This window comes from Kitasatospora sp. NPDC004745 (assembly GCF_042873275.1).
Taxonomy (GTDB): Bacteria; Actinomycetota; Actinomycetes; order Streptomycetales; family Streptomycetaceae; genus Kitasatospora.
This window is the reverse complement of sequence record NZ_JBIALK010000014.1, coordinates 145,891-164,775: the sequence shown is the minus strand read 5'-3', so window position 1 is coordinate 164,775 and position 18,885 is coordinate 145,891. Positions and strand designations below refer to the sequence as shown.

General features: G+C 76.3%; 21 protein-coding genes and 2 pseudogenes. 8 read left to right on the top strand and 15 right to left on the bottom strand.

Annotation, left to right across the window (positions count from 1 at the left end):
- Nucleotides 1-228 precede the first annotated feature (228 nt).
- A complete protein-coding gene (locus tag ACFYUY_RS23060; protein ID WP_360223418.1) occupies nt 229-552 on the top strand; it encodes a plasmid stabilization protein in 324 nt (107 codons plus the stop codon).
- 253 nt (nt 553-805) lie between these two features.
- On the opposite strand, the gene ACFYUY_RS23055 is transcribed toward ACFYUY_RS23060, so the two are convergent.
- Together ACFYUY_RS23055 and ACFYUY_RS23050 are read right to left on the bottom strand one after the other, a co-directional pair.
- The gene (locus ACFYUY_RS23055) at nt 806-1,309 is read right to left on the bottom strand and encodes an ATP-binding protein (RefSeq protein ID WP_387903063.1); all 504 of its coding nucleotides are present in this window, start codon (nt 1,307-1,309) and stop codon (nt 806-808) included.
- The gene (locus tag ACFYUY_RS23050) at nt 1,306-1,707 is read right to left on the bottom strand and encodes an STAS domain-containing protein (protein ID WP_387903061.1); all 402 of its coding nucleotides are present in this window, start codon (nt 1,705-1,707) and stop codon (nt 1,306-1,308) included. The genes ACFYUY_RS23055 and ACFYUY_RS23050 overlap by 4 nt, the downstream gene beginning before the upstream one ends.
- Before the next feature lie 281 nt (nt 1,708-1,988).
- On the opposite strand from ACFYUY_RS23050, the gene ACFYUY_RS23045 reads away from it, so the two are divergent.
- Both ACFYUY_RS23045 and ACFYUY_RS23040 read left to right on the top strand, forming a co-directional pair.
- Nucleotides 1,989-2,567, top strand: coding sequence for a DUF6328 family protein (locus tag ACFYUY_RS23045; RefSeq protein ID WP_387903058.1), 579 nt, complete (start codon nt 1,989-1,991; stop codon nt 2,565-2,567).
- Nucleotides 2,568-2,704: 137 nt separating this feature from the next.
- On the top strand, nt 2,705-3,043 hold the full coding sequence (locus ACFYUY_RS23040; protein ID WP_387903055.1) for a hypothetical protein: 339 nt from the start codon (nt 2,705-2,707) through the stop codon (nt 3,041-3,043).
- A gap of 372 nt (nt 3,044-3,415) precedes the next feature.
- Here ACFYUY_RS23040 and ACFYUY_RS23035 read toward each other — a convergent pair whose 3' ends face one another.
- From ACFYUY_RS23035 to ACFYUY_RS23005, 7 genes and pseudogenes are all read right to left on the bottom strand, one after another.
- Entirely contained in the window at nt 3,416-3,589 is a 174-nt protein-coding gene (locus ACFYUY_RS23035; protein ID WP_360219204.1) for a CsbD family protein, read from the bottom strand.
- A gap of 146 nt (nt 3,590-3,735) precedes the next feature.
- Nucleotides 3,736-4,017 (bottom strand): annotated as a pseudogene (locus tag ACFYUY_RS23030) (gas vesicle protein K); the annotation flags it as partial.
- Nucleotides 4,014-4,187 (bottom strand): annotated as a pseudogene (locus tag ACFYUY_RS23025) (gas vesicle protein). The pseudogenes ACFYUY_RS23030 and ACFYUY_RS23025, both read right to left, overlap by 4 nt.
- Before the next feature lie 41 nt (nt 4,188-4,228).
- The gene (locus ACFYUY_RS23020; protein WP_387903052.1) at nt 4,229-4,861 is read right to left on the bottom strand and encodes a GvpL/GvpF family gas vesicle protein; all 633 of its coding nucleotides are present in this window, start codon (nt 4,859-4,861) and stop codon (nt 4,229-4,231) included.
- Nucleotides 4,862-5,157: 296 nt separating this feature from the next.
- Nucleotides 5,158-6,351 (bottom strand): PP2C family protein-serine/threonine phosphatase, encoded by a 1,194-nt coding sequence (locus ACFYUY_RS23015; protein WP_387903049.1) that lies wholly within the window; start codon nt 6,349-6,351, stop codon nt 5,158-5,160.
- Nucleotides 6,352-6,434: 83 nt separating this feature from the next.
- The gene (locus tag ACFYUY_RS23010; protein WP_360219216.1) at nt 6,435-6,794 is read right to left on the bottom strand and encodes a low affinity iron permease family protein; all 360 of its coding nucleotides are present in this window, start codon (nt 6,792-6,794) and stop codon (nt 6,435-6,437) included.
- 39 nt (nt 6,795-6,833) lie between these two features.
- Entirely contained in the window at nt 6,834-7,052 is a 219-nt protein-coding gene (locus ACFYUY_RS23005) for a hypothetical protein (protein ID WP_360219219.1), read from the bottom strand.
- 251 nt (nt 7,053-7,303) lie between these two features.
- Between ACFYUY_RS23005 and ACFYUY_RS23000 the strand changes: the two genes are divergently transcribed.
- A complete protein-coding gene (locus ACFYUY_RS23000) occupies nt 7,304-8,347 on the top strand; it encodes a YihY/virulence factor BrkB family protein (protein ID WP_387903046.1) in 1,044 nt (347 codons plus the stop codon).
- Nucleotides 8,348-8,373: 26 nt separating this feature from the next.
- Here ACFYUY_RS23000 and ACFYUY_RS22995 read toward each other — a convergent pair whose 3' ends face one another.
- Both ACFYUY_RS22995 and ACFYUY_RS22990 read right to left on the bottom strand, forming a co-directional pair.
- The gene (locus ACFYUY_RS22995) at nt 8,374-9,123 is read right to left on the bottom strand and encodes a YhjD/YihY/BrkB family envelope integrity protein (protein WP_360219225.1); all 750 of its coding nucleotides are present in this window, start codon (nt 9,121-9,123) and stop codon (nt 8,374-8,376) included.
- 71 nt (nt 9,124-9,194) lie between these two features.
- Entirely contained in the window at nt 9,195-9,338 is a 144-nt protein-coding gene (locus ACFYUY_RS22990) for a hypothetical protein (protein WP_387903042.1), read from the bottom strand.
- A 155-nt stretch (nt 9,339-9,493) separates the two neighbouring features.
- Between ACFYUY_RS22990 and ACFYUY_RS22985 the strand changes: the two genes are divergently transcribed.
- The gene (locus ACFYUY_RS22985) at nt 9,494-10,267 is read left to right on the top strand and encodes a hypothetical protein (protein WP_360219228.1); all 774 of its coding nucleotides are present in this window, start codon (nt 9,494-9,496) and stop codon (nt 10,265-10,267) included.
- A 166-nt stretch (nt 10,268-10,433) separates the two neighbouring features.
- Entirely contained in the window at nt 10,434-10,985 is a 552-nt protein-coding gene (locus ACFYUY_RS22980) for a hypothetical protein (protein WP_387903038.1), read from the top strand.
- A 19-nt stretch (nt 10,986-11,004) separates the two neighbouring features.
- Here ACFYUY_RS22980 and ACFYUY_RS22975 read toward each other — a convergent pair whose 3' ends face one another.
- Nucleotides 11,005-11,694, bottom strand: a complete 690-nt coding sequence (locus ACFYUY_RS22975; RefSeq protein ID WP_360219234.1) for a response regulator transcription factor — start codon at nt 11,692-11,694, stop codon at nt 11,005-11,007.
- Entirely contained in the window at nt 11,691-12,851 is a 1,161-nt protein-coding gene (locus tag ACFYUY_RS22970) for a sensor histidine kinase (RefSeq protein ID WP_387903035.1), read from the bottom strand. The genes ACFYUY_RS22975 and ACFYUY_RS22970 overlap by 4 nt, the downstream gene beginning before the upstream one ends.
- A gap of 444 nt (nt 12,852-13,295) precedes the next feature.
- Between ACFYUY_RS22970 and ACFYUY_RS22965 the strand changes: the two genes are divergently transcribed.
- On the top strand, nt 13,296-14,804 hold the full coding sequence (locus ACFYUY_RS22965) for an alpha/beta hydrolase family protein (RefSeq protein ID WP_387903032.1): 1,509 nt from the start codon (nt 13,296-13,298) through the stop codon (nt 14,802-14,804).
- Nucleotides 14,805-14,910: 106 nt separating this feature from the next.
- Complete coding sequence (locus tag ACFYUY_RS22960; protein WP_360219243.1) at nt 14,911-15,789, top strand: oxygenase MpaB family protein; 879 nt, start codon at nt 14,911-14,913, stop codon at nt 15,787-15,789.
- Nucleotides 15,790-15,831: 42 nt separating this feature from the next.
- Here ACFYUY_RS22960 and ACFYUY_RS22955 read toward each other — a convergent pair whose 3' ends face one another.
- Together ACFYUY_RS22955 and ACFYUY_RS22950 are read right to left on the bottom strand one after the other, a co-directional pair.
- Nucleotides 15,832-16,074: a hypothetical protein gene (locus ACFYUY_RS22955; RefSeq protein WP_387903029.1), complete on the bottom strand. Its 243-nt coding sequence runs from the start codon at nt 16,072-16,074 to the stop codon at nt 15,832-15,834.
- 778 nt (nt 16,075-16,852) lie between these two features.
- Nucleotides 16,853-18,703, bottom strand: coding sequence for an alpha/beta hydrolase family protein (locus ACFYUY_RS22950; protein WP_387903026.1), 1,851 nt, complete (start codon nt 18,701-18,703; stop codon nt 16,853-16,855).
- Nucleotides 18,704-18,885 lie beyond the last annotated feature (182 nt).

Genomic DNA, 18,885 nt, shown 5'->3' with positions numbered 1-18,885 from the left:
CTCGCTCGCGCATCGCGGGCTTCTTCCCCCCAGGACCCGTGCCCGGCTTCTTCAAGCGAAGGTCCCGGTGGCACCCGGTTCGGTGCTGGTCGGCGGGTCTCTGCCGATCCGCCGCACGGTTGTTCTACCCGACATGCGACATTGAATTCACGATTCGGCCGGTTTGTTTCGATTTGCCCGGGTAGGCGTGCCCGGGCAACGACCGCGAAGCCGAGAGGAGTGCCGGTCATGCCCCGAGGATCCAGCCCCAAGCGGGAGCGCCAGTACGAGCACATCAAGGAGAGTGCGCTCGACCGCGGCGAGAGTGAGGACCGGGCCGAGGAGATCGCCGCCCGGACGGTCAACAAGGAACGCGCACGGCACGGCGAGTCGAAGACCGCGAGCCGCAGCTCCACCCACGACATCTCGTCCGGCCGCCGCGGTGGGCTGCGCTCGCACCAGGGTGCCCAGGGCCCGACCTACGACCAGCTGTACAACGAGGCCAGGCAGCGCAACATCAAGGGCCGTTCGAAGATGAACAAGCGCGAGCTGGCGCACGCGCTCGGCCGCTGACCGCACCCCCACCCCGCCGCCGGACGGAGACATCGCCATGACCATCCCGACGCCACCTGACCCGGACACCGAGCCGTTCCCGCACCCCAACCCCGCACCCCGGCCGGGCGAGGGCCCCGATCCGGTGCCCCCGCCGGTGCCGCCGTTTCCGGATCCCGATCCGGCGCCGCCCCCGGCGCCGCATCCCGGGCAGCGGTGACGGTCCACTGCACGTAGGGCCCGGAGGGCGTCCGCGTGGAGCGCACGGAAGGTGTCAGTACCGCCCCCGGTAGACGTGCCCGTCGAGCGGGGGCGAGACCTCCAGCCAGACCGCCTTGCCCCGGCCCTCGGGCACCGAGCCCCAGGCCCGGGCGAGCCGGTCCACCACGCGCAGGCCGTGCCCGCCAGGCCGTCCCGGCTCCGCGAACGGACGCGGCCGGGGCGGCAGCGGGCTGTCGTCGACCACCTCGACCCGCAGGCGGATACCGTCCCAGGACAACCGCAGCTCCCGCGGGCCACCGGGAGCGTACAGGCAGGCGTTGGTGACCAGCTCCGAGACCATCAGCAGGACGTCCTCGACGACGGCCCGCCGCTCCTCCCCGGCGGCGGTGCCGGAGTCGTAGGTGCCGGAGTCGTCGGTGCCGGACCAGTGCCAGGCCCGCAGCGCCTCGAGGCTGAAGGCACGGCTGCACCGCACCGCACCCACGCTGGTGGCGAACGCGAGGCGCCTCGTCTCGTCGACCCCCGCCAGCGGCGGCGGTCTCACATAGCCGTTCACGGCTCCACCTTCCCGTCTCGGTCAGTGGGTGGTCCGAACCGCAGCGGGTGGTCCGGACCGTCGCCCGACCGGTCCGGGGTCTTCAGCGCGGACCCGAGATCGGGGTGGATCGGCAGCACGGTGTCGGCTCCGGTGATGGCGAACATCCGCGCCGCGGTCGGGCTCAGGCCCGCGAGCTCCAGGCGCGGCCCGGCCGGCCCGGTCCGGATGCGGGCCTGGAGAAGAATGCTGAGCCCGGTGGAGTCGCAGAACCGCAGCTCGGCGAAGTCGACCACGATCCGCTCGACGCCGTCGTCCACGAGGCCGGCGAGCGCGCCGCGCAGCCCGTCCCCGGTGTAGCGGTCCAGCTCCCCGGCGACGCTCACGATCAGCACCGGCCCGTCGCGGTCCACGGCCACCTGCAGGCCGCCCTGCGGCCGTCGGGCCCGCGCCAGGGACGTGCCGGGCCCGGGGTCCGACCGGGGCTGCGCGCTGCCGCCCCGGCCGTCGCGCCAGGCGGCCCCGCCGGCCCCGGCTCCCCCACGCACCGACCCGCCGGGGGCCGCGCGGACGACCGGGAGCTCACGGGGTGGCCCGGGTGCGGCCGGGCACACCGCCTGTTCCTCGTCCATGCCGCGCGTTTGCCCGGCCCGGCTGCGGCTACACGCGCCGCGAGGGGAGAGAGACGGAGGCGATCACGATGCCGACGGCACCGGACACCGGCCGTGCGGGCCGCATCCCCAAGGCCCGGGTGGGCCGCCGGGAGTCACCGGAGGAACGCGCCGACCGGCGGTGGGGCGACCTCCTGCAGGAGGTCCGGGTCGCCCAGACGGGTTCGCAGGTCCTCTTCGGCTTCCTGCTGAGCGTGGTCTTCATGCCCCGCTTCACCCAGCTCGGGGCCTTCGACCGCGGGCTGTACGTGGCCACGGTCGTCCAGGGCGCCCTCGCCACCGGGGCACTGGCCGCCCCGGTGGCCTACCACCGGATCTTCGCCGGGCGCCGGCTGAAGCCGGAGCTGGTGGACGCCACGGCGCAGCTGGTGGCCGTCGGCCTGGTGCTGCTGGCCCTCACCATCGGCTCCGCCCTGCTGCTCCTGCTCCGGGTCGCGACCGGCTCCGCGATCGCGGGCTGGATCACCGGCGCCGTCATGGGCTGGTTCGCGTTCTGCTGGCTGCTGCTGCCGGTCCGCCACCTGCGCCAGCGCAACGGCAACGGCAACGGCAACGGCAAGGGAGCGGACACCCCGTCATCGGACACCGATCCGGACCTGCGCCCGTGACCTCCCACCGGCCACCGGCCGCGGCCCCGGGAGGAGGCCCTGCGGCGGATCGCCTTCCTGCTGGAGTGGACCGGCGCCTCCCCCTACCGGGTCCGGGCGTTCCTGGATCGAGTGAACTCGCGGACCGCGGCTGCGCCGTGATGCTCTGCGGCCGGGACGAGCTCGCCCTGGAACGGGCCGTCCGGCGGCTGCGCGGGCGGCCCGGCGACGTCGCCGCGACGGCCTGCGACCTGGTGGCCCCGGACACGCCGAACCAGCTGGTGGCGGCCGTCCGCTCGCACTTCGGCACGGAGGTGGACCTCGACCGCCTGCTCTCCCTGGCGGCGCGGCTGCTCCCGCCCGCCGGCGGCGCCCCCGAGCACGGTGTGCCCGGGGTCCGGGCCGCGGCCGGGCACCGGCCCGGGGGGCCGGTCCACCGCCTCACCGCCCTCGGACGCCGGGCGGCCCGGGCCACCAACCAGCCCACGGCGTCCTGACGGGAGCACCGCCGGGAGGGCCGTGGTCCTCCGCCGGCACCGCGCCCTGCGCACCCGACTCCGCCCCGGTCATCGGACCGGAGCGGAGTCGGTGCCGGAGTCGGGCCGGATTCAGTACGGGAGCGGCCGGCCGGACGGCGTCCGCAGGTCGAGCGGCGGGCTGGGCCGCTGCGGAGCGGGGCGCTTCGTCACCGTGGTCCTGGTCATCTCCGTCACCTCCTCCTCGGTCCGGGAGGACCCACCGGGCGTGTACCCGCCGGGCCGGTCCTCTACCGGATCCGCGCAGGTCGGGCGGAGCCCGCGCCCGACGGCCGGGCGCGGGCGTGCGCCTCCCGGCTCGGGGTCGGGAGGCGCACGCCGGACGGGGAAGGGTCAGTGTTTGAAGGCGTCCTTCACCTTCTGGCCGGCCTGGGACATGTCGCCCTTGACCTGCTCGGCCTTGCCCTTGGCGGCCAGACTCTCGTTGCCGACGGCCTTTCCGGTCGCCTCCTTCGCCTTGCCCTTGGCGGTCTCGGCCGTGTGCTTGATCTTCTTTCCGGCACTCACAACGTCCTCCTTGGCGGATTCGAACGGTACGGGCCCAGGGCCTCGTCCGGCGTCTGCCCCGAACCGCCGAGTCCATGCCCGGTCGATGCGTCGGGTGATGCGGTCGCTGCGGTCGAGGCGGTCGATGCGTCGGAAGGCTCGGGGGCCAGCAGGGGCCCCAGCGGCCCGAGGTCGATGTTCAGGTCCTCGGGCGCGAGGCCGAAGTGGTCGCGCAGCTCGTCCATCCGGTCCTCCAGCGCCATCAGCGTCACGCCGACGGCCTCGATCTGCTCCTCGGTGAGGTCGCCCTCGTCGATGCGCCGCAGGGCCTGGCGTTCCATGAGTTCACGGACGAGTTCGACGACGGTGAGCACCAGGCAGGTGAGGTCCCGGCCGACGCCCTCCGGGTCCAGGGCGACGTGCTGGCCGGCCTGCCGGGCTTCGGTCACGGCGGTCTCCGGTCAACGGGTTCGACCGCCGCGCGCACCGAGGCGATCAGCGCCCGCAGGCTGATCCGGACCAGGTCGACGTCGGCGATCTACAGGGTAATCTCGCCCGCCAGGACCACTCCCCCGGCCAGGAGCCGGTCCAGGAGGTCGACCAGCGCGACGTGCTCCATCCGTTCCAGGGCCGCACCGAACCGGGCGTCAGGGGCCGGGCTCACGACCGCTCGCCTCCCGCCGGCTCGACGCCGCTGAAGGAGTACGGCGGCCACGGCCCGGTCACCTCCAGGCGCAGCCCCGGGTGGTGCAGCGCGAGGGTGACGAGCTCCCGGTCGAGGTCTCTGAGCCGGGCGTCGTCGACGAGGTAGGCGCCGTTGAGGACCATCGGCTCGCCCCGCCCGGTCGTCTCCGGGCTCTGCAGCGGATGCAGCGCCGACTCGGCGGCGGTGGCCGCGAGGGCCGCGTGGATCTGCCGGGCCTCGTCCAGCGCGCGGGTCGCGGCCCGTTGGCGGCCCTCGTGCTGGGCGCGGCGGCGCAGCAGGTAGGCGGTGCCGGGCCGTTGGTCGCCGCCGGCCGGCCGGGGCCGGTCCGCCTCGGGCGGGGTGACGGCCGGCCCGCGGGTCAGGTAGGCCTTGACGCCCCGTTCGGTGCGGTGGGCCACCCTCCGCAGGCCGGCCTCGAGTTCGGTCCGCCGTGCGTGGAGCATGGCCTCGCTGCACCGGTCGTCGCGGTAGATGGTGGCGAAGCGCAGGGGCAGGGTGGGGCCGGTCCGTGCGAGGGTCTCGATGACCCGGTGGTGGGCGCGTGCGGTCCGTTCCAGCCTGGCCTGCCAGGACTCCGGGATTCGCACTCAGTCTCTCTCCGGCCGCCATACCGGCGAGGGCCAGCGCCCACTGGGCTTTGTGCAAACGCCCGAGCAGGTAGCCAGCTCCCACGGCGGAGGGCTTGGAGTTGTTCATGGTCGACTTCCCTGAACGTGGATCCGTTCGGAGCGTTGACCCGTTCCGATGGACCGTGCCGTCTATCCGGCCCCACCCGCCACAAACAACCCACCGTAATCAGGCGCCGGCTTCGACCACGCCACGTGATCACGCACAGCCGTGACCCGTCCCGGCGGAGTTCGGGGGCGGTCACGGCGCCGGCCCGTCACTGCTCGGAGCGGTCCGGGTGCCACTCGGCCAGCAGGACGGTGGCGTCGTCGCGCAGGTGGTCCTGGTGGGCGAGCAGGCCGTGGATCAGGTGGCGCAGGGCCTCCGGCGCCGGTTCGCCGGCGACCATGTACTGCACCAGGGTGCTGGTCAGGCGCTGCTCGCCGAAGATCTCACCGGCGACCGAGCGGGCCTCGGTGACGCCGTCGGTGTAGAACAGCAGCCGGTCGCCCGGCTGGAGCCGGGTGTGGTGGACGGTCTGTTCGCCGTCGTGGAACCCCAGCCCGAGCGGCAGCTCGGCGTGGCGGCGCAGCGCGTCGGGGACGACGTGGCGGTCGCGGATCAGCAGCGGGGGCGGGTGCCCGCAGTTGATCCAGGTCAGGTCACCGGTGGCGGTGTCGAGGTCGGCGACGACCGCGGTCAGCAACCGGTCCGGGATCCACTGGGCCAGCGCGCCGTCGATGGTCCGGACGATGTCGGCCAGGCCGCCGCCGGCCCGCCGGGTGGACCGGCAGGCGGCCAGCGCCACCGAGCTGGCGCCGCCCGAGGCGAGGTCGTGGCCCATCGCGTCGAAGACGGACACGTGCAATCGCTCGCCGGCCATGGAGTGGTCGAAGGCGTCGCCGCCCACGTCGTAGGCGGGCTCCAGGACGGCACTGGAGGTGACGTGGCGGGTGCCGATGGTGCGCGGCGGCAGGAAGGCCCAGAGGAGCTCCGCCTGCAGGCTCATGTCCTCCCGCCGGGTGGTCCGGACGATCACGTCGCTGTAGGCGGCCTTGGACAGCACCAGCAGGGCCGCCAGCGCGGCCAGCGCCTCGAAGGCCTCGGCGGCCTCCCGGCCCAGGGTCAGCGCCTCGATCCGCAGCACGCCGATCCGCTCGATCCCGTCCACCAGCGGGAACCACCCGACCGCCGGGGTCCCGGTGGAGATCTGCACCTGCTGGTACCGGTAGGCGCGGCCGCCCAGGGTGCTCCCGACGTCCACCGGGTCCGACCCGGGAGCGCCGGACGGGTCCGGCAGTGGCACGAGGTTCCGCTGCTGGACGTCGGCCAGGTAGACCCGCGCGTCGGTCGCGCCCAGCGCCAGGGCGGCCTCCCGCAGCAGGTGGGACACCTCGTTCGGTCCGGCCCCCTGGGAGCGGGCCAGCAGCCGGGCCAGCACCCGGCCCAGCGCGGTGTCGTCGTCGCTCATGACCTGGTGCCTCTCCGTCCGGGCGTGGGTCCCCGGGGTGTCACGGCGCCCCGCCGGGGGAACGCCGTGACACCCCGGGCCGCTCAGACCTCCTCCTCCATGCGGATCGCGTCCCTCAAATCCTGCATCGCCTCGCCCGGGTCGTCCTCCTGCTGGGCGAGCAGCGCCGCCGCGATCGCGTCGAGCTTGCGCTGGATCGCGCGCTCGGCCCGCCGTTCGGCGTTCTTCAGCAGGGCGAGCAGCAGCAGCGTGACGGCCGACATCATGTCGCCGACGAAGTACTGCCAGGACGGGGAGACCCCGGCGACGTGGACGCCGACGAACGCGGCCACGAGCAGCACGCACAGGGCGTAGAAGAGCGGCGAGCCGGTCAGGTTCGACGCCCGCTCGGCCAGCCGTGCGAAGCGCCCCCGGCCGCGCTCGGCCGGATGGCTGAAGGTCATGCGCCCCGCCTCCCGGGGTCGGGCCGTCGGGGAGCCGGGTCAGGGGGCCCGGGTGTCGGCGGCCGGCGGCTGCGGCTCGTCGTCGTCCTCGCCCTCGGCCCGGACGTCCGGCGGGGTGGGGGCGGTGATGTTCCGCTGTTCCGAGGACCGCTCGCGCGTCTCCTCGTCGACCTCGGGGGCGTCGCCCCTGCCGGACTTCCCGGGGCTTCCGGGCTCGCCGGGCTTCTCGGGTCGGCTCGTGGCCGTACGTCCGCTCATCGCCGTGCTCCTTCCGTGGCGGGTGGTCGGGGCCCCCGGGTACCGTCGCCCCGCGGGCGCCGGTGCGGCGCTGCGCCGCCCGGGCTGCCGGGGGAACCCGTGCCGGTTCCCGCCCCGACCGCTGCGCGTGTGCCCGGTGCACGGCGGATCACTCCCCGGTAGGCCCGGAAACCCTCGGCGGTACGGGGTGCGGCCGGGGCGCGGGGAACGTGCCGGGTGTCCGGGGCGCCGTACGGGGCAGACGCGCGGGCATGAACGCCATCGAACGGAAGCTGCGGTCCGCGGACCGCTTCCAGCAGCGGCACCTCGTGCCCGGTGTGGTCGTCGGCGTCGTCAAGAAGTACGGGGACGACCGGGGCGGTCTGCTGTCCGCCCTGATCACGTACTACGGCTTCGTCGCGCTGCTCCCCCTGCTGCTCCTGCTCAGCACCACCCTCGGGTTCGTGCTGCACGGCCATCCCGGCGCCCAGAAGTCGGTGCTGGACTCCGCCCTCGCCGACTTCCCGATCATCGGCGACCAGCTGCGCCAGAACGTCCACTCCCTCCAGGGCAGTGCCCTCGCCCTGACCATCGGCGTGCTCGGCCTGCTGTACGGAGCGCTCGGCATCGCCCAGGTCCTCCAGCACGCCATGGCGGAGGTCTGGAACGTGCCCGGGGTCAAACGACCGGGCTACTGGCCCCGGCTGGCCCGCGGGCTGCTGCTGTTCGCGGTCCTCGCCGTAGGACTGCTGCTGGGAACGGCCGCCGGTTGGCTGGTCGGCTCCACGCTGGGCGGGCCCGCGGCCAGGGTCGGCGGGCTGCTGGTCTCGGCGCTGATCAACGCCGCGCTGTGCCTGGCCTGCTTCCGCGTGCTCACGCCGCGGGAGGTGCCCGGTCGGGCGCTGTGGCCCGGCTGCGCCGTCGCCGGGCCGCTGTTCACCGTCCTGCAGGCGTTCGGGGCGCTGCTGATCTCCCACCAGCTGCGGCACACGAGCCAGGTCTACGGCTTCTTCGCGACGGTGATCGGCCTGCTCTCCTGGCTCTACCTGGCCGCGCAGGTCACCGTCTACGCGGCCGAGACCAACGTCGTCCTCGCCCGCCGGCTGTGGCCGCGCAGCCTGCTCCAGCCGCCCCTCACCGGCGCGGACGAGAAGGTGCTGTCCTCCGTCGCCCGGCAGGAGGAACGCCGGCCGGAGCAGCACGTCGACGTGTCCTTCCGCGACGGGGAGGCCCCGGACGGGGCCGGACCGGACGGGGCGAAGGGTCCCCGCGGCGGCGACGACCCGCCCGGCGCACCCGCCGCCTCCTCGCGTTGAGCCGCCCGACGGCCCGACACGGGCGCCTACGGCCCCCGGCGGGCGCGCATCACCGCACGTCCGACCAGCGCGCCGCCGTACACGGTGTAGCCGACCCCGATCAGCCAGGACTGCACGACCAGGACCGTCCCGACCGTCCCGTAGGAGACCGCGTTGGACACCAGCAGCGGCGCGAAGACCAGCCGGGAGAACAACCGCAGCCCGGCCAGGGCCACGACGGTCGCGACGGCGCCCGGCAGGAGGTCCCGGGCCGGAACCCGGCCGGCGAGCAGCAGCCGCTGCAGCCACCAGAACAGCAGCACCCCGCCGACGACCGACGCCAGGATGCGGACCGTGGGCTGGAGGCCGGAGTGCCGCCAGGGCGAGCCGCTCCACGCGGCCAGCACGAGGTAGCCGGTCAGCCCGGCCAGGCCGATCGCCTGCCGCCACACCGCGTGCCACGGACCCCGGTCCAGCCCCCAGATCCGCTCGTAAACGCCCTGGACGGCGGCCAGCAGGGACACGCCGAACACCGCCAGGGCAGCCAGGCCGAAGGCCGTGGTGGTGCTGAGGACCTGGCCCCGGGAGCCGAACAGCCCACGGACGGCGTCGGCGCCGCGACCGGTCAGGCCGAGGCCGTCGGTGATCCACTCGGTGATCCCGCTGCCCCGGGACGGGAAGGCGGCCGCGATGACGATCAGCAGGGGCACCAGCGTCACGAAGAACAACGCGGCGAAGGCCATCGAGCGCTGGAGGAGTTCGATCTCCCGTCCCTGCCGCCACGCGTCGACCGCCACCGCCCGCAGGGAGGGCCACCACCGCGGGCCCCCGGTGCGCGGCGCGCTCGGGGCCCGGCGGCGTACGCCGCTCACCGGGGGCGCCGCGGGAGGACGGGCTCGCCCGGCCACCCGGACATCCACGTCCGGCGGCCCGCGCCGCAGCGCTCGAAGCGGGCGGGAGGGTCGCAGCGGTCGAAGCAGACGCAGCGGGCGGTCATGTCGGTCCCTCGCATTCCGGTGTGCACACCTCGACCCGGCGTGTATCCGGCCACGCCACCCCTCAACCACGGAGCTCGATCCGGCGGGGTCTCCACCCCGGAGGTCGCTCCTCCGCCTACCGTCGGACCGGGGGCCGACCGGCACATCCAACCACTGCCAGGGGAGACCGATGAACGACACACGCGGGCCCGGGGCCCCCGTCGGCCGGGCCGACGCCGAACGCCTCACCGACGAGCTGCGGGCCGCGATCACCGACGCCGGCACCTCCGCCCTGGTCCTGACGAGCCGGGTCCGTGCGGCGCACCGGGCCCGGGTCTGGGCCGCGCTCGGCCACCCGTCCTGGGGTGCGTACGCCATGGCGCGGCTCGGCGTCGCGCGGCCGACCGCGTACCGCCTGCTCGACCTCGCCGCGGCGGCCGAGGTGATCGCGGCAACCGTGACGGACGCGGCCGGACCCGCCCTCGCGCACGCCTGGGACGACTGGCCGGTGCTGTCCGTGCGGACGGTCGTCGAGCTTCGCGGGCGCCTCTCCGAACTCGCCGATCTGATCACCGAGCGCCTCGGCCAGGCCCGCGACGGCGCCGGCGGGCTGCCGGCGGCCGCGGTCGGCACCGCCGTTGCCGACGCCGTCGCCGAACTGCGCGAACGCCCGGACGCCCCGCCCGCCGACCTCGGCTCCGTCCAGGGACCGGACGGCTGCGACGTCGAGGCGTGGCGCGCCGCCGTCGCGCAGGGCGCGGACGCCCAACGGCGCGTCCTCGACGGGTTCCGCGAGCTGGGCCTGCTGGCCCTGAGGGTGGCGCCGGGCTACCTCGCCGACCGCGACGCCGAGTCGGTGCTGCACCTGCTCGGGAAGGACGTCGGCAGCACGCTCGACGAACTCCTGGCCTGCCGCCGCTACGCGCTCACCGGTGACGCCCGGGCGGTGGAGGGCCGCGGTTAGGGCCGCCGGGAGCGGCGACCGGGCCCGGAGACCACCACCCGGGGCCGTTTCCATCGCCTGCCACTGGGCAGCCGCGACCACCGGGACGACGGCTGGACGAAGGTCCTGCTGCGCCCGGCCGCCCTGGCCGCCTGACACCGCACCCACACCCCGAGGGGGTTCCACCATGACGGACGACGACGACCGGCGCCTGCTGGTGCTCTACCTCAACGACCACCTCGCCGGTGCCTACGGCGGTGCGGCCCTGGCCCGGCGGATCGCCCGCGAGCACCCGGACACGCCCGAACTCTGGCGCCTGGCGACGGAGATCACCGAGGACCGTGACACCCTCGTCGGCCTGATGCGGGCCCTCGGCGTCCGGCCGCGGTGGCACCGGATGCTGCTGGGCACCGCGGCGGAGAAGGCCGGCCGGCTCAAGCTCAACGGCCGGGTCGTCCGCCGCTCCCCGCTGAGCGACCTCCTGGAGGCGGAGGCCATGCGCGCCGGTGTCCAGGGCAAGATCGCGCTCTGGCGGGCGCTGCGCGCGACGGCGGCCTCCGACGGACCGTTCGACTCCCGGCTGCGGCTGCTGGAGGAGCGTGCCGGGCGGCAGGCCGGCGTCCTCGACGCCCGCCAGGCCGAGGCCGCCGAGGCCGTCCTGCGGGCCGGCCTCGCCCGGAGCGCGCGGACGGCGACGGCTCCGGGCCACGCGCACCCGACGCGGCCGGGCCCGGCGTGAGCGGGCGACCGCGGCGGCGTCAGGCCGGGTGGACGAGACGGCTCTCGTAGGCGAAGACCACGGCCTGGATCCGGTCGCGGAGTTCGAGCTTGTGCAGGATCCGCCCCAGGTGGGACTTCACCGTCGCCTCCGCGAGGTACAGGACGGCGGCGATCTCGGCGTTGGACAGGCCCAGACCCACCTGGACGAGCACCTCGCGTTCCCGGGCGCTGAGCCGGCCCAGCCGCTCGTCCTGCTCGGCGGTGCCACGGCCGCGGCCGCCGGGGCCGTCCGGGCCGCCCGGGATGTGCGGGCGGAGGTCCTCCAGCAGGCGGCGGGTGATCCGCGGGGAGACCACCGCGTCGCCCGCGGCCACGTTGCGGATCGCGGTGAGGAGCTCCTCGGGCCTGGTGTTCTTCAGCAGGAAGCCCGAGGCCCCGGCCCTGAGCCCGGCGAAGGCGTACTCGTCCAGGTCGAACGTGGTGAGGATCAGCACCCTGCTCCGCGGGGAGGCCGCGATGACCTGTCCGGTCGCCTCGATCCCGTCGGTCCCGGGCATCCGGACGTCCATCAGGACGACGTCGGGGCGCAGCTCCCGGGCGAGGCGGACGGCCTCGGCGCCGTCCGCGGCCTCGCCGACCGGTGCCATGTCGGGCTGGGCGTCCAGGACGGTGCCGAAGGCCATCCGAAGCAGCGCCTCGTCGTCGGCGATCAGGATGCGGATCGTCATGCGGACACCGCCCCGCCGCCGTCGAGGAGGAGGCGGGTGCGGACCCCCCAGCCGCCGCCCGGGAGCGGTCCGGCCCGCAGCGTCCCCCCGTAGGCGGCCGCGCGTTCGCGCATGCCGGGGATGCCGTGGCCGGACGGTGTGGCCGCAGGACGCGGCGGGCGGGGCCCGCTGTCGGTGACGTCCACGGTGACGGCCCCGGTGGAGCACCCGATCCGGACGGTGGCGCGGGTGCCGGTGGGCGTGTGCTTGAGGGTGTTGGTCAAGGCTTCCTGTACCAGGCGGTAGACGGTGAGTTGTGCGGTGGCGGGGACGTGCCCGTGGCCGCCGTGGACCTCGAGCCGGGTCGGCAGCCCGGCGGCGCCCATCTGGTCGGCGAGGGCCTCCAGTTGGGCGATGCCGGGCAGCGGGTGGCGCTGCGCGTCCGGTTCGTCGGTCCGCAGGACGCCCAGCGCGCGCCGCATGTCGGTGAGGGCCTGGCGGCCCGTCTCGGAGACCTGGAGCATGGCGGTGGTGGCCCGGTCGGGCGACCGGTGCTGCGCGTAGACGGCGGCGTCGGTGAGCGCGACCATCACGGACAGGTTGTGGGTGACGATGTCGTGCATCTCCCGGGTGATGCGGGTGCGCTCCTCGGCGACGGCCAGTCGCGCCTGCTGTTCCTGTTCGTGCTCCAGGCGCGCGGCCCGTTCCTCGACGGCCGCGAGGTAGGCGCGCGTGGTGCGCACGTTCACGCCGAGGACGGCGGCGGCGACGACCATCGCGGTGACCGCGACGAAGGGCGTCAGGAAGGCGCCGTCCGGCGCCCAGCGCAGGCAGGCCAGCACGGCCCCCGCCTCCACGACGGCTGCGGCGACGAGCGCGCCGCGCCGGCCGGAGTGCGCGGCCGCCGTGTAGAGCGCCACCAGCAGGGCGACGTCCGCGGGGAGTTGGACGTCCGCCAGCCACTGGACGAGGGCCGCGGCGGCCACGGCGCCGAACACCGGGAGCGGGGCCCGGCGGCGCCAGAGCAGCGGCAGTGCGAGGGCGGCGGTGAGGGCGGCGGCCACCGGGAGCTCGTGCACCGGGCGGGTGGTCAGGACGTTGAGGAGGAGCAGCGCCGGCAGCAGCGCGTCCCCCACCACGGGCGGCAGGCGGGAGGCCCGGCGCGCGGCCGCCGTCACCGGTCGCGCCGCTCGTGCGGAGGTCGGGTGGTCGCGCGCCGTGGACCGTGGGTCCGTCCTCGCTCCCCGTGGCCCGTGCCGGTGGGCCCCGCCGGGTTCCGCGGCCGCCTCGGTCATCACACGTCCGTCCCTGTCGGTTCGGCCTCGTGGCGGCCCCGGCCGGGGCCGCCACCGTACGGCCGGATCCGGGTCGGGCACGGGCGACGTTCGCCCCGCCCGGCCCGGCACGCGCCGCAGCCCCGTCACGGTAGGCCGCGGGCCCCGCGGCGCGCATGATCCCGACGTCGGACGGCACCGTGCCGGGGTACGACCGCAGGAGGAGTGTCCGTACCTCCCGTGGTCGCAGGGCGGCGGCCGATCCGGTGTGCTCGGCTGCTCCTCCGGTGGCACGACGGCCCGCCCCGGTCTGCGACCCCGGTCGCACACGATGGCGACCGGGGATCGATGTGGCGGCACACGCCCGGCGCCGAGCATGGCCGGGTGACCGAGATCATCGCGGGACTGTCCTTGTCCCCCCTGGAAATCCTCGCCCTGCTGGGCGCCGTCGCTCTGGTCGTGGCGCGCTGGCTGCCCCCCGTCGCCCGCCCCCGCGTCACGATCGCGGCCGGGGCCCTTCTCCTGCTGTCCGTGCTCGTGCTGGGCGTGACCGGGCTGCGTTGGCAGCTGCTGCCGGTCCTGGCGGGCGCCGCCCTCGCGTTGCCGTTCGCCCTCCTCCCCCTGCTGAGGCACCGTCGGCTGAGCGGCCGTCTGCCGGCGTGCCTGACCGGCCGGCCGGTGTGGCGGGCCCGCTGGTGGCTGGCGCTGCCGGGATCGCTGGCCTGCGCCGGGCTGATCGCCACCGGTCCGGTGGCCGCCTGGGCCTTCCCCGTTCCCGTGTTCCCCGAGCCGTCGGGCGGGTTCGCGGTCGGCACCCGCGTGGTGCAGTGGACGGACCCGGGCCGCCCCGAGACCTTCACCGCCGACCCGGACGACCGGCGCACCGTCGTGGTCCAGCTCTGGTACCCCGCGCAGCAGAGCCCCGCCGGGGCGCAGCGGGCCCAGTACCTCGGGCGCACGGAGCAGGAGGCGCGCACCGTCTCCGCCGCCCTCGCCCACGCCGTCGGCCTGCCGGGCTTCCTGGTCGACGGTGTCCCGCGGGCCCGTAGCCACGCCGTCTTCGGCGCCCCGGTGGCCGGCGCGGGGGGACGGTTCCCCGTGGTGCTGTTCTCCCCCGGGTCGGGCGGAGTGCGGACCCAGAACACCGCCTGGGCGGAGGAACTGGCCAGCCACGGCTACCTGGTCGCCGCCCTCGACCACCCGTACGACTCCGCCGCCGTGGTGCTCACCGGCGGGCGGACGATCACCGGTGAGACCTCCTCCAGCGGCGACGCGGACGAGGACGAGAAGCTGGCGGCCGGCTGGACGGCGGTCCGGGCCGCAGACCTCGGCTTCGTCCTGACCCGGCTGGAGGCGCTCGACAAGGGGGAGGGCGCCGACCCGCTGACCGGACGGCTGGACACCGGCCGGGTCGCGGTGACCGGCCACTCCATGGGTGGTGCCGCCGCCCTGCAGGCGGCCCGGCAGGACCCCCGGTTCGACGCCGTCATCGATCTGGACGGCTTCCCGCACGGCCCCACCTCGCCCGCCCTCGGCCGGCCGACGCTCGCGCTCACCCAGGCCGTCACCCCGGGAACCGACCCGCGCTACCTGCCCCGCCTCACCGAGGTGCTCGCCTCCGGCACCGCGACGAGCTACCGGCTCACCGTCCCCGGCGCCGCGCACCTCACCTTCATGGACGGCCCGCTCTACCTGCCGCCGGTGCCCTCGATCGTCGGCTCCCTGGGCCGCACCGGGAGCCCGCGCGTCGTCGCCGGGGCCACCCTCGCCTTCCTGGACTCCGTGCTGAAGGGCGGGCCCGGCGACCTGGCGGGTGTGCTGCCGGCCTACGGCGAGCTCAGCGTCTACCGTCACTGAACGGCCGGTCCGGGCCCGTTCCGCCGCCGCTCGGCGGCCGGACCGGGCCGCTCCGCCGCCCGGCGGGGCCTTGATGACCGGGGACGCCGGTCGTACCGTGGCCGTCATGGACGCTCTCCGGGCCGACACCGCGGTCGACCGGCTGCGCGTGCGGCTCGGCGCCGAACTGTTCGCGCGCGTGGCGGGCCCCGACGGGCCCGCCGTGCGGCACCGCATCCACGACACCCCGGGGCCGCGCTGGTTCGCGCCGTCGCGGCCGATCCGGACGGTGCACGGGGACGCGGCGATGTTCGTGGGCGGGCTGCTGGCGTTGCTGGTGCAGTCGCTGCACCCGCTGGCCATGGCGGCGGTCGCCGCCCACTCCGGCTACCGCGGCGACCCCTGGGGGCGGCTGCAGCGGACCAGCACGTTCCTGGCCGTCACCACCTTCGGCACCGCCGGGGACGCCCAGGCGGCCGTGGACCGGGTGCGCGCCGTGCACGAGCGGATCCGCGGCACCACCGCCGACGGCCGCGCCTACTGGGCGGGCGATCCGCACCTGCTCGCCTGGGTGCACGCCGCCGAGGCCGACAGCTTCCTGCGCGCCCACCAGGCCTACGGCGCCCGTCCGCTCGACCGGTCGGGCTGCGACGGCTACGTCGCCGACCTGGCCAGAGTGGCGGCGGCCCTGGGCGTCGCGGACCCTCCGTGCGACCGGAGCGCGCTCGACGCCCGCCTGAGCGCCTACGGCCCCGAGCTCGAGGCCACCGCGGAGGCCCGTTCGGCGGCCCGTTTCCTCCTGCTGCGCCCGCCGGTGCCGCTCCCGGCCCGCCCGGCCTACGGTGCGCTGGCCGCCGCCGCGGTCGACCTCCTGCCCGCCGGGTACCGCAGGCTGATCGGCATCCCGCCGGCTCCTCCCGGGGAGGCGGCGGTGATCAGGCCGCTCGGCCGCGGCGTGGTGGGTGCGATCCGTTGGGCCATGGCCGGCCCTCCGGGCGGTCGGTGACCGCGCCGGACAGCCGGCGCCGGGGCGCGGGCCGTGCCGGCCTCAGGTCGTGACGGTCGGGGTGGGCGTGGCCGCACCGGCGGGCGGGGCCTGGCAGGGCAGGGTGACCATGACGCCCACACCCTGGCCGGGCTTCGACCCGACCATCAGCGAGACGGTGTAGTGGTCGGGCTCGTGGACGGCCTCGAACTCCCCGGTGGGCGGTCCTGACGGCGGGGGCGCCCCGTCGGGCGGAGTCGGGCCCCGCGAGTCCGCAGGCAGGCGCTGCTGCTGACGGTCCGGCACCGGGGACCGGCCGTCGGTCCCGGCCTCGGGCGCCCGCCCACCGATGACGCGTGGTCACCGGCGCTGGATGCCGAGGAGGTCCGGCGACGGACGGGTGCGGGAGCCCCCGGCGATGTCGGGCGCCGGCAGGACCGGACGGGCCGGCCGCGGGGCCCGCCGTGCGGACGGCGCTGCGGCCGGGCAGGAGCAGGGGCACGCGCAGCGCGGCGACGCCGGCATCCCGAGCGTCCAGGTGGCCGCCGTCGCCGGGCCGGTGGTGAACGGGGGTGTGAGCGGTTGCATGAGTGGTGGTGTCGGGATCGGCCGGGTGTCGCGCGCCGCCCACGGGGCGGGTGTGACTGCGGGGCCGGGGGTCCGGACGGTCCGGCCGAGCCCGTGGCCGGTCGTGTTCAGGCAGGTCGCGGTGTTCATGACGCCCTCCGTATGCCGTCGACGGTGGTGCCGGTCGCAAGCACGGACGGCCCGCGGGGCGCCGGGAGGTCCGGAGTTTCCGGCCGGGGCCCGGTGGGACGGTCGGCCCGGGGGCCGACCAGCCGTCCTGCTCTCACGCTAGCGGCGGCGCGGCGGCGAACCGTGATACCCGGGGCGGAACCTCGGCGCCGGGGCGGTACCCGGGGACTACGCCGTAAGTGCACCGCGCGGAGCGCTCCGGGCCTCGCGCGGGGGCCCGTGCGCTGGGTCCCGTGCCGTGGGCCCGTACGGTGGCCCGCGCCGTAGGGCCGCGCATGGTGGGCCCCGGTGGCGTCGGCCACCGGTACCGGGGTGCCACGACGCGGTCTCACCTCCGCCCGAGGGCCGGTTCGGGCCGGCGGGCGGGAACGGATCCGCCGTCGGCCAGGAACCGCAGGACCCGGGCCGCGACCTGGTCGGGGCCCGCCCCGCCCGGGCCGCCGGGGCCTCCGGCGGTCAGCTCCTCGTAGCCGAACTCCCCGCCCGCACGGCCCCGTTCGGACAGGCACCGGGCCAGGGCCCGGGCGTGCGCGACGGGGGCGGGCTCGTCGAGGCCGTCGTGCAGCACGAGCACCCTGGTCCGCAGGCCGGGGGCCAGTCGCTCCAGGTCCGGGGGGCCGATGGCGTCGGCGGCGGGTCGGAGGCCGGCGAGCCGTAACACGGTGTCGCGGACGGCGGGCGCGGCGTCCGCGAACGGCCTCGGGCCGGAGACGAACGGCGCGTACGCCACGCAGGCGGACCACGGACCGAGGTCGGTGGCGGCGGTCAGCAGCGCCAGGCACCCCCCGTACCCGGCGCCGAACAGCGCCGGGGGTTCGGCGCCGGGGGCGCGGCCGTGGCGGAGGTGGTCCGCGAGGGCCGCGATGTCGGCCCGGTCCGGCCCGCCCCACGCGTTGACGACGGCCAGCGCGTGGCCGGCCCCGTAGCCGGCGCTGCCCCGCTGGTTGGGGGCCACGACCGTGACGCCCGCCGCGGCGAGGGACCGGAGGAACGGGTCGTGGCGCAGGGTCCAGCGGCTGCCCGGGCCGCCGTGCAGGGCGAGGACGACGTGCCGGGACGACCGCCAGTCGGGGCCGTGGACCACCGCCTCCACCGGGCCGACCGCACCCGGGAGGACCTCGGCCCGGGGGCGCGGAGCGCAGGTCGGCGCCGCGATGCGGTGGACGTGGGCGACGCCGCCGCGGGGCGCCGGGGCGCTCAGGGCGGCGCCGTCCGGGGGCAGTCCGGCGATGACCAGCGGCTCGTCCGGGGTGGACAGCGGCAGCCAGGCGCCCTTGGCGGTCCAGGCGCAGCGCGCCGTCAACTCCCCTTCGGGGACGGCGATCCGCTGGATCTCGCCGCTGTCCCAGGAGTGCCGGATCAGGCCGGACCGCACTCCCCGCACCTCGACGTGCAGGACCTGGGTGCCGGAGGGGTCCACGGCCACCGGGTGCAGGGCGGCGGTGAGGCGGCACAGCGGCGAGGCGTCGGGCAGCAGCCGCAGCCGCCCGTCCCCGCCGGCCGGGACCATGCCGAGCCGGTGGCCGGCTCCCTCGACGACGGCGACGAGGGCCTGGCCGCCGCCGACGGCCAGCAGCCGGGCCGGCCGGCAGGTGAGGCGTTCGGCCGGGCCGAGGGTGCCGCGGGCGAGGTCGAACCCGACCACGCCCGGGCCGCCGGCCGTCCTCAGCGTGAAGAGGACCCGGCGCCCGGAGAGGTGTCCGCCCACCAGGGCGCCGGGGACGGTGCGCAGGTCCCGCCAGCCGCCCGCGCCGGCGCGCAGGCCGTGGAGCACCGAGTTCCCGTCCTGGTCGTGACTGACGGCGAGGGCCAGGAGGCCGGTGCCCCTCGGTGCGGGCAGGGGGTGGAACCCGCGCCCCGGCCACCCCGCCAGCTCGGTGCCCTCGCCCTCGCACGCGGCGTCGCCGTGCAGGTACAGGCGCCGGCCCGTGACGGACGGCCAGGAGCTGATGACCCGCCCGTCGTCCAGGGGCAGCAGAGCGGCACGGGCGGTGGCGCCGGGGAAGGCGTGGCAGCGCAGCAGGCGCGCTCCCGTCGGCAGGAGCCGCCACTGTTCGAGGACGGGGCGGCCGGTGTCGTCGGTGGCCAGCGTGGCGGCGAAGCGCCCTGACGGGGAGAAGGCGGGGCCGCACCGTGCGGTGATCGTCGCGGCGTGGCAGACGGGTTCCGGGCTGGTCATCGTTCGCTTCCTGTGACGGCCTGGGCGGGGGGACCGGGGAGGCGTCGGACGTCTTCGGCGGCGCCAAGAGTGGCAGGTGGCGTTCGACGGCACCAGGACGAAATCAAGCCGCCGGAGGGCCGAGGGGCCGTCCGGCGCTCCCGGAGGGCCCGGCCCGTGGTTCGGCTGCCGACGCCTCGCGT